Genomic DNA, 13,241 nt, shown 5'->3' with positions numbered 1-13,241 from the left:
TATTCATGGTTCAGGGGCTTGCTTCTCCTCGCAGGAGAAGCTGCTCCGAAGAGCTTGCCGCCATCGAGGCGGGCGGATGAGGGTGATGCGCAGTGCTTGGTTTCAAACCACCGTAGCACTGCCTACCCTCATCCCAACCCTTCTCCCGGAGGGAGAAGGGCTTCTTGATCTTGTTGTTTGTCGCTGCCGTCCAGCCACGCCTGCGCATCAGACTGCTGCGCGTCTTCACGGCGGCCAAGCGCCATGAAATCGAACAGCTTGGGATCGGCCAGCTGCGAGGGACGGATGTCGCCCAGCGCGCGCGAAATCTGCTCGATGCGCCCGGGTGTGTCCTTTTCCCACTGCTTCATCATCAGGCCTACCTGCTTGCGTTGCAGGTTTTCCTGGCTGCCGCACAGATTGCACGGAATGATCGGGAACTGGCGGGTATTGGCGTACTCGATGATGTCCGCTTCGCGCACGTAGGCCAACGGGCGGATCACCACATGCTTGCCGTCGTCGCTGCGCAGCTTGGGCGGCATGCCGGAAATCTTGGAGTGGTGGAACAGGTTCATGAAGAACGTGGCCACCATGTCATCGCGGTGGTGGCCCAGCGCGATCTTGGTGAAGCCATTGGCTTCGGCGTAGGTGTACAGCGAACCACGGCGCATGCGCGAGCACAGCGAACACATGGTCTTGCCTTCCGGGATCACCCGGCTCACCACCGAATAAGTGTCCTGTTCGATGATGTGGTACGGCACGCCTACCGAGGCCAGGTATTCCGGCAGCACATGCTCGGGGAAACCGGGCTGCTTCTGGTCCAGGTTCACCGCCACCAGCTCGAACGGCACCGGTGCCTTCTTCTGCAGCTGTAGCAGGATATCCAGCAAGGTATAGCTGTCCTTGCCGCCGGACAGGCAGACCATCACCTTGTCACCGGCCTCGATCATGCCGAAGTCGGCAATGGCCTGGCCTACCTGGTGACGCAGGCGTTTGCCGAGTTTCTGGTGTTCACGTTCGGCCACGTGCGGATCACGGGCCCGCGGGGCGGGATCGGGCAGGGAAATGACAGCGCTCATCCCCGGCATTCTACCGGCTGGGGCGCGCCTCCACAGCGTCGGCGGCAGCGGCGTTGCATAAAAGCGTAATACCGGCGTCACCCCGCGATGACAGCATTTCTGACTCCCCGTTCAGTTGTTGATTACATCGTGCTCCCTACCCGTCTTGCTTCTGCTGTCTGTCACGCGCTCCTGCTCTCCGCTCTGGCTCCGGCCGCCGCACTGGCCCAGGAAGCCGCCACACCCGCGCCCGCCATGGCCAAGGACCTGGATACCGTCATCGTCACCGGCCGCAGTGGCACCGGCGTGCGTACCAAGGTGGAAACCAGCTATTCGGTGACCAACATCGAGGAAGAACAGCTGCGCATGCAGGCGCCGACCAGCGTCACCGAGGCGCTGAAGTCGGTGCCCGGCTTCTGGGTGGAAGCCTCCGGCGGCGAAGCCAGCGGCAATATCCGCGCACGCGGCATTCCGGTCGACGGCTTCGGTTCGGTGACCCTGCTGGAAGATGGCATTCCGGTGGTGCACGACCCCGCGCTGGGCTATCTCAACGGCGACCAGGCCTTCCGTCTGGATGAAACCATCGAGCGTATCGAAGTGGTGCGTGGTGGCCCGGCATCGGTGATGTATTCCAACGCACCGGCCGGCGCGATCAACTTCATCCCGCGCCAGGTCGGCGACGAAGCCAGTGGCGTGTTCAAGTACAGCGTCGGCGACAGCGGTCTGAACCGCATGGACTTCGCCTACGGCAGCCCGCTGGCCAATGGCTGGAAACTGCTGCTCGGCGGCTTTTACCGGGTCGAGGACGGCGTGCGTGATCCCGGCTTCAACGGCAACGAAGGCGGCCAATTCCGGCTGAATCTGGCCAAGGAGTTCGAAGGTGGCCGCTTCAGCATCGATGCCAAGCACATGGACGACCGCGTCGCCCTGTACCTGGGCATCCCGATGTATACCAATGGCAATGGCGACATCCGTGCGGTGCCAGGCTTCGATGGCAATCACGGCACCCTGGCGGGTCCGGAGACGCGCCATCTGTCGATGAAGACCGCCGATGGCCGTGGCTGGAACTTCGACAACAGCGAAGGCACTCACGTCAAACGTGACCAGCTCACGCTGAAGCTGGAAACCGAGCTTGGCGCAGGCTGGGAGCTGGCGCAGTCGGCACGCTTCAGCAAGACCGACACCATCCGCAACGGCGTGTTCCCGAACTCGCTGACCCCGGCTGCCACCTTCCTCGATGGGCAGAAGAGCCTGCTGGCCGGTGTGCCCGGTGCCACCTCGCTGGGCCTGCGTTACGTCAACGGCAGCGGTGACTTCAACACTGCCAACCAGAACGGCAACGGTTTGCTGGTCATCGGCGGCCTGCGCGGGCTGGACATCCCGGTGCGTGAGTTCGTCAGCGACACCCGTTTGATGCGCAGCTTCGACCTCGGCGGCCAGCAGCACAACCTGACCCTGGGCTATTACATGGCCTCGACCAAGGAAGACTACAGCCGCTATTCGTCCTCGGTGCTGATGGACGCCAGCAACAACGCCAGCCTGCTCGGCCTGGTGGCGCTGGACGCAAGCGGCCAGGTACTGAAGACCTTCACCGACAACGGTGTGTGGCGCTACGGCTACGAATGGAACAACGCTTCCGGTGAACAGAAGACGCATGCCTTCTATGTCAGCGACGAGTGGCAGGTGAATGAGCAGCTGCGCATCGACAGTGGCCTGCGTTGGGAAAAGGCCAGCAGCAGCGGCTGGAACGAGGTCCGCCGCAGCGTCAATGGCGGCACCCTGGCCACCTCGCAGATGCTGACCGGCTCGGGCATGTACGTGAACCATGACCTGAGCTCGGATGACCTGGGTTGGTCGATCGGCGCCAACTGGCAGTTCAACGACAGCATGGGCGTGTTCGGCCGCTGGACCTCGGCCTTCCGCCTGCCCAGCCTGGGCAACTACATCACCCGCAACGACAACTGCGACGCAAGCTCGGCCGAAACCGTGGCCGCTTGCGCCGCCGCCAACGGCAAGGTCGCCGATACCCAGACGATGGACCTGGCCGAGATCGGCTTCAAGTTCGCCAACCCGCTGTTCAGCGCCTACGCGACGGCCTTCTATACCAAGTACGACAACGTCGGCTTCAGCAACTACAACTTCAACCCGAACACCGGCGTGTCCAGCCGCGAAGCCGGCTATGCCAGCACCCGCACCTTCGGCGTGGAGCTGGAAACGGCGTGGTACCCCACCGACTGGCTCGACCTGCGACTGACCGCCACCTGGCAGGACGCGCAGTACCGCGACCTGCGTTACAGCGAACTGGTCAACGGTGCGCCGGTGCTGCGCGATTTCGTCGGCAACCAGCTGATCCGCGTGCCGGAACTGGGCGGGCGCCTCGTCGCCGGCATCAACCTGCTCGATCAGCGCCTGCGCCTGCAGGCCGCCGCCGAGCATCAGGGCGAGCGCTATGTGGATACCGCCAACTCGGTGCGGCTGCCGTCCTACGAAGTACTCAACCTCAGCGCGCGCTACGAACTGACTGATCGCTTCTCGATCTACGGTTACGTGGACAACGTCACCAACTCGCTGGGCCTGACCGAAGGCAATCCGCGCGCCGGTGAACTGTCCAGCAGCGACGCCGGCGCCAGTGCCTTCATCGCGCGCCCGCTGCTGGGCCGCAACTACCGCATGGCCGTGATGTACCGCTTCTGATGCGTAGCTTGCTCCCCGTACTGCTGGCGGCGCTTGCCGCCAGCACCACCGCGCAGGCCGCCGACGTACTGCACTTGCAGGGCACGCTGGAAGGCAAGGACCACCAGCGCTACCTGGCGTTGCCGTTCGAGGTGCCGGCCGGCACCGGACGGGTCGCCGTCACCCTGCAACATGACGGCGCGCAGGACCGCACCGTCATCGACCTCGGCCTGCTCGATGCCAATGGCTTCCGTGGCTGGAGCGGCGGTTCGCGTTCGTCGATCAACGTGTCCCGCTACGACGCCAGCGGCGGCTACCTGCCAGGTGCAATCCCTGCAGGCCAATGGCAGGTGCTGCTCGGCATTCCCAATATCCGCGCCAGCGTGCGGACGCCGTACAAGGTGGAAGTGACCTTGTGGAGCGAGGCCGAGGTGGAGGCCAGCAACGACCGCAACGACCCGGTGCTGCGTGACAGCGCCGGCTGGTACCGCGGCGACCTGCACATGCACAGCACCCACAGCGACGGCAGCTGCAGCAGCCAGCAGGGCCGCAAGGTACCCTGCCCCTTGTTCCTCAGCCTGCAGGCGGCGGTACGCCAGGGCCTGGATTTCGTCGCCCTCACCGAACACAACACCGTCTCGCACCTGGAGGAAGTAGCCCGCCACCAACCGTGGTTCGACCAGTTGCTGCTGATCCCCGGCATGGAGGTCACCACCTTCCAGGGCCATGCCAATGTCTTCGGCGTCAACGGCCCGCTGCCCTTCCGGCTGGGCGAGCAGCTGCCGGACTGGAACAGCCTGCTGGGCCAGCTCAAGCGCAGCGACGCGGTGTTCTCGATCAACCACCCCGCACTCCCCTCGGGCGAGGACTGCATGGGCTGCGGTTGGACCCCGGCCACACCGGTGGACATGGCGGCTGTGCAGGCGGTGGAAGTGGTCAACGGCCATCAGGCCGATGGCCCACGCGCCGGTGTTGGCTTCTGGGAGAAACAACTGCAGCAAGGTCAGCGCATGACCGCCATCGGTGGCAGTGACAGCCACAACCCGGGCGCGGCCAATGGCCCCTCCCCGATCGGCCTGCCGGCCACGCTGGTGCATGCGCCGGCGCTGTCGCGCAACGCCATCCTTGCCGCGCTCAAGCAGGGCCGGGTGGTGGTGGATGTGCGCAATGTCGCCGGCAGTCGCCTGGACCTGTGGCTGCAGAGTGATGCGGGGCAGCGCGCGGAGATGGGCCAGCAGTTGGCATTGCCGGCCGGGCAATGGGCCACTCTGCATGCCGAGCTGGACTATCCGCGGCCGGTGCGAATCGAGCTGATCGTCGATGGCCAGCGCCATCCCGGCAGCGTGGAAACCAGCGCCAATGGTGCGCAGCAGGCCAGTCTGCGCTGGCGCTCGGACGGCAAACGGCATTGGTTGCGGGTGGATGCACGCGATGCCGATGGCAGCCTGTTGCTGCTGGGCAACCCGGTGTACGTGAACTGGCCGCGCTGACCGGCTAAGCTGGCGGCATGTCCGAGCTGCCGCCCATCCACGAGTTGAACCAGCGCATCGCCGAGCTGCGGGCCGAGCACCGCAGTCTGGACGAACGTATCGCCAAGCTGGCCGCCAACCCCGACGACGATCTGGACGCCAAGCGCCTGAAGAAGCGCAAGCTGCAGCTCAAGGACTGCATCATCAAGCTGGAAAGCATGCTGATCCCGGACGAGCCAGCCTGAGCGCGGCTCAACGCAAAACCCGCCAACAAACGGTAGTGCCGAGCCATGCTCGGCAGGGGCTTTCCAATACAACCCCTCAACCCCACAGGGATCGTGGGCGCGGCGTAAGCCGCGAAGCCGGCAGCGTTGAAATCACCGCCATGCCTGCAACCTGATCGAGCCGTGGCTTCGCGGCTTACGCCACCCCTACAAGCCTTGCAGCAAGGCTGCCTGCCGGATCAGTTACAGACCGTAGTCAACGCGGCAATCAAACGCACTAGGCTGACCTGACCCCGCTCCCCGGTCTTGTCATAAATGGTCTTGAGCCGACTCAGCGCCGTACCTTGGGTAATCCCACATTCCTGCGCCGCGACACCGATATCGGCATGCCGATGCAGGGCCGATGCCAATCGCGATTCGGCCTCTGTGAGCCCAAACAACTGTCGCAAGATGGGCTCCAACGATTCCGCCGCCTGCTTGACCTCACGCACGAACACCAGCAATGCGCCCTGCTCTTGCGGCGACCATTGCACAAGCCGATGCGCGGTCAGGACATAGCACGGACGCTGCGCGGCATCATGCAGTATCAATTTCTCCACATCTCCACCCAGCAACTGACTGTCACCGCGCAACGCGCGTTGCAGTAAACCCTGCAACCCCGCCCGGGCACGTCCGGCCACACTCAACAGACCACCCTCGCGGCGCAACAGGCCACATCCCAGCAGGCGTTCCGCAGCCGCATTGCTGCGACAGATGCGCAGATCCTTGCCCAGCATCAACATTGCCACCGGCGAGCACTCAAGTGCCTGCTCCAGCGTGGTCACCTGCTGCTGCAGGCCACTGATCCGCCGCAGCATGGCGTAGGCGTTGATCCAATGTGGGGTCAACGCCTGCAGCAGACCCAGCTCGGCCTCGCCATATGCGCGCTTCAAGTCACCGTGACACATGGACAAGGTCACTGAACTGCTGCCGTCAAACAACCCTACCGAGGCCACCTGCTGGACGATATCCAGCTGCCTGTAATAGGCGTCATGGAAGCCGCTGTTCAACGCCTCGCTGCGGGCCAGAAATGCATCCGTGTTCAACACTCGGCCGATCGCCAACTGCGGTGTAACCCGTTTCATCCACGGGTCCTCGCGCAGGTCCAGATCGGCCAGCAATCCGGCCATGCGGGTAGTGTCCACGCCATGGATATGGCTGACATGCCCCCTGCCAGCGGCAACATCGTGAATAAGCACGCCGGTGATATGGCTGTCGGTGACTTCAGCCAGACGTTGGTTGAATATCTCCAGGGCGGAAATATCCAGTACCGCGGCGTACAGCGACTCGAGCAGTTCGCCCAACCGCCGTTCCTGCTGCTGCGCCGCCGAGGCAGACCGACAGGGCGGTACGTCGATCATCGCTGAGTCGGCACGAACAAGGCTCATTCACGCAGCCCCATCAACACCAGCGAAGGTCGCTCAAACAGCGGCTCCAATCCTGCGACCAGCCCCCCCCATGGGCCTAGCCGGCGCCCGGCGGGGTTGGCAATGCTCCGACGCGATACGAATCGACGTTCTCGTTCCAAGGCCATCCCCCTGTTGTCAAGCCCTGACTGGGAGTGTTTTGGGTTTTTTTGCTGGGGTCAACTGTCATTGACTGACCGCTGCGTGGGTTTCGCTGCAAGACCCACAAAACCAAGGACTTGGTGCCGCAGCGGGGGTGCATTGATGAGACGGAAACCAACCACATCGGCCGTGCGCTTGCTGTGCCCGAGGCCAGGCGTTCATCGGGAGCCGTGGGCCCGCATCACAACATTGCATTCATTCCAATCTAGAGATCGCCATGAAATACACGCACCGCCTGCCGGCAATCTTTCTGTTAGCGGCAACCACATTCCCTGCAAACGCTCAATCCGGATGGCTGGGGAAATGGAAAGAAGCCAGCGATAGAAGTCCCAATGGCATCGAATTCACTGAATTCGATGGCCAAGTCTTAATGACCGGAAGCATATCAATCAATGTTGGAAACAGTACTTACAACTACCCAAGAACTTTGGCCACAACTTTTGTTTTCTCCAAGGATGGGGAGAAGTTCCAGTTCAAGAACAAAGAGGGAGTCACCTACCTGCTCTGCGAGAAACAGACTCCATCCCGCCTTCGCTGCACGTCCACCGATACGTCGGGTGAAGCCGTTTATGAGCGCTCGTAACCCACAGTTGCCGCCGCAAACCAGTGCTACGCCACGCTGGCTGCGACCCTAAGGCGACGTTAACTTGCTGGCGGATTCGGCCACCAGAAGGGGGGGTCAAAGCCGAAACGGGCCGAGCATGACGTCATCAACCAAGAACCGAAACCCAACCCTGCAGCATCCTTGCCCCACGTCCGCTACAGACTGATGCGCATGCGGGCGAAGACCGGCCACTCCCCGCCATTCAAAGGAATCAGGACCACCATGAAGACAATGCCATCAGCGCTGATCATGTTTGCGATGCTCTGCATGCCAAGCACGTCCAGTGCGCAGCATTGGACGACGGATCTGTACCTCTCGAAGCAGTTCAATGACATCAAGCTGTCTGCGACATCTTGCCCGGGAGGTGGGACCAAAGCCTTTGTCATAGGACATCGATCTGACGTAAACAGGTGCATTGATGTCGACTATCGCGCGCAATGTCCTGGACCGCACAATTCCTATGCGCAGGGAACGATGAGGAACTATGTTGGCGGCGCCAGCTGTTATGGCGATTCGAGCGAAATGCGACGTGCGTTGTCGATGACCTGCCAGCCCGAGGATATGAAAGTCTGGGTTACGGATGTCCGCTACTGTCAATGACGACCCTGCCCCGGACCATTTGGCACGCAGTTCAACTGCACCACCTCGCGCCTATACATCATAGTGCTGAGTTCCGTTGGAGGCGCACTGGATGCACGCAAGCGCCTCGCTGGCTGGAACGAGAAAAGCATCTATTGCAACGCATTGGAGAGCGATTGGTTTGATACGGTCTTCGATGCATTGAAATGGATCGCACTTGCCACCACAGCGGCGATGCCTACTGGCGCTCAGATGATCTGTTGAAGAGCGACCTCAGTGATGCAGAAGAGCATCTTCAGGCCCCCCGCCCTGGCGGTTAGCAAGTTTCACACCAGTACCGTTGCCAACCTCGCGGCACAGTGGTTGTTCGCGCACCCCCGCGACCGAAACCTTGCGTATTCGCACCCAATCCAGCACCAACAATGGAGAGAGAGACCATGAGCATCAGTAAGAGGCCATTCGACAGCTTATGCGCGGCAGGGCTTGCAGCGCTTGCAGCGCTGCTTCTGGCAGCACCGGGATGCGCGAACTTCACCCCGCTCGCCAGCAAGCGAACCCTTGACGACGGGTCTACCTGGCTCACCTATGATTCGTCACGTCGCGGAACAATCATCATTCCCGCCGCCTCTGCTGGAAAGTACCGCTTCTGTGCTGAGCCATCACCCGATGTAGCCCTGGTTCTGGCCAGCAAGTTGAAAGCCAGCGGCAAGGTGGTAAAAGGCGCGGAGGCCACGACTGAAATGGATATGTCAGCCAACGCGATGGAACTGGCAGGAAGGAATCATTCTGTTCTTCTTGCACGCGACGCGATGTTCCGTCTGTGCGAAGCCTCTCTCAACAACTCCTTCAGTTCAGCGGAGTATCTGGAGCTCTTCAACCAGATACTGCAGATGACCTTGTCGATAGCAACCACTGATGCGGAAAATGCCAAGGCAAGGGCAGAATTGGCGACCACCCTGAAGGAACAACTGCAAAGAATGCCAACGCTTTCGGAGCAGACACCTGCCGAGACAAAGAGAATTCAGGACACCCTTGAGTCACTGAAATCAATCCGCTGAGCGCAGCTGCGCGTGCACTATCCGCAGCGAACCACACCCATCACCGACGCGTAGTGCCGAGCCATGCTCGGCAAGGAGCCTTGCAGGCAATTTCAGGGCTGTAGGAGCGGCGTAGGCCGCGAGGCCGGCAGCGTTGAAATCACCGGCATGCCTGCGAGCTGATTGACCAGTGGCTTCGCGGCTTACGCCGCTCCTACAAGACAATGGATTTCCGGTAACACTTCAGCGGAGCATGGCTCCGCTCTACGGGGTTGCCGCTCACTCTGCTGGCGGCACGTCCGGCTTCACCGCTTCCGGGCTCACACGTTCGATGGTGTGGCGCAGTTCGCGGCCGAGGATGAACTTGGCGTCCTTGGCCCAGGCATCCAGACGCTCGTCGAACAGCAGCTTGCTGTTCTGGTCCGGCCAGACCAGGCGCAGCTCGCGCATCTTCTGGATGAAGCCACGGAACAGGGTCTTGTCGAAGAACTCCGGTGCGGCCGGTGCGTACAGCAGGCTCAGGCGCTGCGCGGCCTGCTGGCACAGGCTTTCCAGCTCACCAGCGCCGAGCGTGCCCGGGCCGTTCTTCACCAACACCGAGATAGCGATGTAATAGCGTTCGAACGCCTGCTGCAGGGAATGGCCGATCGCGCGCAGACGGAACACTTCGTCGGTCTGGCCGGTGCTGCGCGCGAGCATGCCGCCGTCGTCTTCGCCCACATGCTGGAGCAGGCCTTCGCGGACGAAGACGTCGATGGTCTGGTCGATGCGCGCGGCGAATTCATTCTCGGTCCACGGCAGGAACAGCTCCGCCTGCAGGAACGGGTACAGGCCGCGACCCAGACGCAGCAGGCCGCCACGACTCATGCGGCGGTTGTTCTGGAAGCAGCAAGCCACCCACGAAGACGCAGTGAACAGATGCAGTACGTTGTTGCGGAAGTAGCTCAGCAGCACCGCGGTATCGCCGCTGACGCTGAGCACATCACCCAGCGGGTGCTTGATGCGGGTGAGGACGTTGATTTCCTCGGCGTGGGCAATGATGCGCTCGGGCGAATGCGGGGTGACCGTGACGCGATCGGAGTACGGCATTTCCACCAGCAGCTTCTTGCACAGCTCGATCTGTGCGATCAGGTCGGCCTCACCCATCGCGTGCTTGGGCGTGGACAGCAGCGCCAGCGCCAGCAGGTTGATCGGGTTTACGTCGGCAGCAGCGTTGATGCGCTCCTGGATCTGCTCGGCGAGCACGTCGACGGTGCCGGCCAACCAGCCCGGCTTCTCGTCTTCGGGCACCGGTTGGCCGTCCCATTCGGGCGCCATCTTGGCCAGCACGTCGTTCAGCGCGATGGGTTCACCGAAGTTCACCACCACCTGGCCGTAATTCTGCTTGAGCACCTTGGGGATGCCCCACAACAGCGCCCAGATCGATTCCTTTTCCTTCGGCCGGCCAGTGAGCTCGTCGAGGTAGCTGTTGCCCTCCATCAGCTTTTCGTAGCCGACGTAGATGGGCTGGAACAGCACCGGCTTGCGCGGCTGGCGCAGGAAGGCGCGCAGCGTCATCGAGATCATGCCGCCCTTGGGCTGCAGCAGGCGACCGGTACGCGAGCGCCCGCCTTCGACGAAGTATTCGATCGAATAACCACCGGCCACCAGCTGCGCGACGTATTCACTGAGCACCGCCGAGTACAGAGCGTTGCCCTTGATCGAGCGGCGGATGAAGAACGCGCCGCCTTTGCGCAGCAGGGTGCCGACCACCGGCAGGTTGAGGTTGATGCCGGCCACGATGTGCGGCGGCACGATGCCGCGGTCGTACAGCAGGTAGCTCAGCAGCAGGTAGTCCATGTGGCTGCGATGGCTGGGCACGTAGATGATTTCGTGGCCAGGCGCGGCTTCCTTGAACTTGTCCAGGTGATGCACCAGCACGCCGGCATAGATGCGGTTCCAGACGTGGCTGAGCATGAAGCTGGCCGAACGCACCACCGGGGTGGAGTAATCAGCAGCAATTTCCCAGGCATAGCCCTGCGCCTTCTTCCAAGCGTCAGTGGTCTTGGAGTTGTCGCGCTTGGCCTGCACAGCGATGGCTTCGCGCACCGAATCAGCTTCCAGCACCTTGTCCACCAACAGGCGGCGGGTGGAAAGATCCGGGCCGATGATGGATTCGCGGATGCGACGGAAGTGCGTGCGCAGCACGCGCTGCAGTTTGCGTACGGTGCGCTCCGGCTCCAGGCCTTCATCGACGGTGCCGCGCAGCGACACCGGCGGGGCGAAGCGGACAATGGTGTCGCGACCGTTGAGCAGGATCGCCAGCAGGCGGCGGAAACGACCGACCAGCGCCCAGTTTTCCGAGAACAGCACCGCGAACCAGCCGCTCTGCTTGTCCGGGGCGCGGCCGACGAAGATCGACACCGGCACCAGGTGCACGTCCAGGCCCGGATTGGCGCGGTGCGCCTGCAGCAGCTTGGCCAGCGAATCGGAATGGGTCTTGGCGCCACGCTGTTCGGGCAGCAGCATGTTGTTGCTGGAACGGCGTGACAGCGCCACGTAGGCGCGCTTGCGCCCGGTCGGGTCACCGGCCAGCGGCACCAGCGGCGAGGGCAGGCCGGCATCGCGGCAGGCCTTGTCCAGGATCAGTGCGTTGGACAGACCGTAGTCCTCCAGCACGTACACCACCGGGCGGCCGTCGTTGTAGTCACCGGGCTGCTCGGGCTCGATCTTCAGGCCCAGCCAGGGCTCGATCAGCTTGCCGAGCAGGCGCGACCACAGCGGGCGACGCGCAGCACGGGCCGCAGGCGACGGACGCGCGGAAGCGCCCGGCACAATGGCAGCAGGAATGGCGGGCGTCGCGTTGGCGTCGTCCGGCGGCAGCAGTTCACCCTGATCGGGCTGGGATTTCTGTTTCGACATCGGCGCCATTATGGCTTAGCCGCCGCTGCGGCGTTGTCTGGTATTTCCGGAGCTGTAGTTTCAGCTGGCTGCAAGGCATCGGCCTTGGCCTGTTCGGCAGCGCGCGCGGCCACCAGCACTGCGTCCACATCACTGAGCGTACGTGCCAGATACCAGCGCTTGTCGTGGCGTACCAAAGCCAGTTCCAGATCCAGTTCCTTGCCCGCCAGCGGGTACTGCACGCGCACGGTGGCGCGGTCGCCGTCCTGCGAGACCAGGCCAGTACGCATCTGCTCCACGCTTTCATCCAGCTTCAGGCCATAGGCGGCCAGCACCTGCTTGCTGGCCGCAGCGAACGGGCCGAGTTTCTGCAAGGTGCCGGTCATGCCGGCCTGCTGGAAGTCCTGCTCACTGGCCAGGCCGGTGGCACGGGCAGCAGCAGTGAGGGTGGCAATCGAGGTCTGCGCAAGCTTGGGGTCCGGCAGCGGTGCGGCCTGGGCCCAGTCGCTGAGCGCGGTGACCAGCTGCACGTAGTGCGCACGTTCGGCTGCGTTGTAGTCACCTTGATGGCTGATGTACTGCACGCCGAACAGGCCCAGCGAATGCGCGGCCTGACGCACGGCGGCGGTCTGGCCCTCCAGCTGCGCCTTGAAGGCGCGCTGCAGTTTGCGCTCGGCATCCTGCTCCGACAGCGTGGCCAGCAGCGCCGGCAGCTTTTCGTCCAAGGGCAGCTCGGTCAGTGGCCAGCGGCTATGGCCCTGCGCCCAGGCCGCTTCCAGTTCGGCGTATTGGGCCGGCGGTACCGCAGCGCGGGCATAGCCGACCAGGTCGTTGTTGCGCAGGTGCTGGGTCAGCTGGCGCACCGCTGCGGCCGGCTCGGTGGCGGCTCCGGGCAAGGGCTCGGCGTTGCGCTTACAACCCGCCAACAGCGCTACCAGGCAAACCGAAGCCAGGATGAGGGTGTGGCAGCTGGGTAGTGAACGGCGTTGCATGACGGCGGCTATCCTCCCGTAGGCCAAGCATCTTGATGCCTGCCCGGTGACAGCGGCAAGCACGGCCGTCACGGCACCGAAGGGCAGCACGGAGGCGGGCAACTGCCCGCGCCAGCGCCTTTCTCGATTTTCCGATCCC

9 protein-coding genes are annotated in these 13,241 nt (G+C 63.1%); 5 read left to right on the top strand and 4 right to left on the bottom strand.

Going from position 1 to position 13,241, the window contains the following annotated elements; translation table 11 throughout:
- Positions 1–128 precede the first annotated feature (128 nt).
- Complete coding sequence (gene ttcA / locus ACVOK8_RS11585) at positions 129–1,058, bottom strand: tRNA 2-thiocytidine(32) synthetase TtcA (RefSeq protein WP_481566933.1); 930 nt, start codon at positions 1,056–1,058, stop codon at positions 129–131.
- A gap of 129 nt (positions 1,059–1,187) precedes the next feature.
- Between ttcA and ACVOK8_RS11580 the strand changes: the two genes are divergently transcribed.
- From ACVOK8_RS11580 to ACVOK8_RS11570, 3 genes are read left to right on the top strand one after another with little or no spacing between them, the layout of a single operon-like run.
- A complete protein-coding gene (locus ACVOK8_RS11580) occupies positions 1,188–3,731 on the top strand; it encodes a TonB-dependent receptor (protein ID WP_481566932.1) in 2,544 nt (847 codons plus the stop codon).
- The gene (locus ACVOK8_RS11575; RefSeq protein ID WP_481566931.1) at positions 3,731–5,200 is read left to right on the top strand and encodes a CehA/McbA family metallohydrolase; all 1,470 of its coding nucleotides are present in this window, start codon (positions 3,731–3,733) and stop codon (positions 5,198–5,200) included. Before ACVOK8_RS11580 ends, ACVOK8_RS11575 begins: the two co-directional genes overlap by 1 nt.
- A 17-nt stretch (positions 5,201–5,217) precedes the next feature.
- Positions 5,218–5,424, top strand: a complete 207-nt coding sequence (locus ACVOK8_RS11570; protein WP_481536614.1) for a YdcH family protein — start codon at positions 5,218–5,220, stop codon at positions 5,422–5,424.
- 218 nt (positions 5,425–5,642) lie between these two features.
- Here ACVOK8_RS11570 and ACVOK8_RS11565 read toward each other — a convergent pair whose 3' ends face one another.
- Positions 5,643–6,830 (bottom strand): helix-turn-helix transcriptional regulator, encoded by a 1,188-nt coding sequence (locus tag ACVOK8_RS11565; protein WP_481566930.1) that lies wholly within the window; start codon positions 6,828–6,830, stop codon positions 5,643–5,645.
- Positions 6,831–7,227: 397 nt separating this feature from the next.
- On the opposite strand from ACVOK8_RS11565, the gene ACVOK8_RS11560 reads away from it, so the two are divergent.
- Both ACVOK8_RS11560 and ACVOK8_RS11555 read left to right on the top strand, forming a co-directional pair.
- Complete coding sequence (locus ACVOK8_RS11560) at positions 7,228–7,593, top strand: hypothetical protein (RefSeq protein ID WP_481566929.1); 366 nt, start codon at positions 7,228–7,230, stop codon at positions 7,591–7,593.
- Between the two features lie 1,037 nt (positions 7,594–8,630).
- Positions 8,631–9,251 (top strand): hypothetical protein, encoded by a 621-nt coding sequence (locus tag ACVOK8_RS11555; RefSeq protein ID WP_481566928.1) that lies wholly within the window; start codon positions 8,631–8,633, stop codon positions 9,249–9,251.
- A gap of 258 nt (positions 9,252–9,509) precedes the next feature.
- Here the strand turns inward: ACVOK8_RS11555 and plsB are convergent, their stop codons facing one another.
- Together plsB and ACVOK8_RS11545 are read right to left on the bottom strand one after the other, a co-directional pair.
- Positions 9,510–12,131 (bottom strand): glycerol-3-phosphate 1-O-acyltransferase PlsB, encoded by a 2,622-nt coding sequence (plsB, locus tag ACVOK8_RS11550; protein ID WP_481566927.1) that lies wholly within the window; start codon positions 12,129–12,131, stop codon positions 9,510–9,512.
- A gap of 8 nt (positions 12,132–12,139) precedes the next feature.
- The gene (locus tag ACVOK8_RS11545; protein WP_481566926.1) at positions 12,140–13,102 is read right to left on the bottom strand and encodes a hypothetical protein; all 963 of its coding nucleotides are present in this window, start codon (positions 13,100–13,102) and stop codon (positions 12,140–12,142) included.
- Positions 13,103–13,241: the final 139 nt, after the last annotated feature.

This window comes from Stenotrophomonas sp. STEN083 (assembly GCF_056759195.1).
This window is presented reverse-complemented; position numbering and strand designations above follow the sequence as displayed.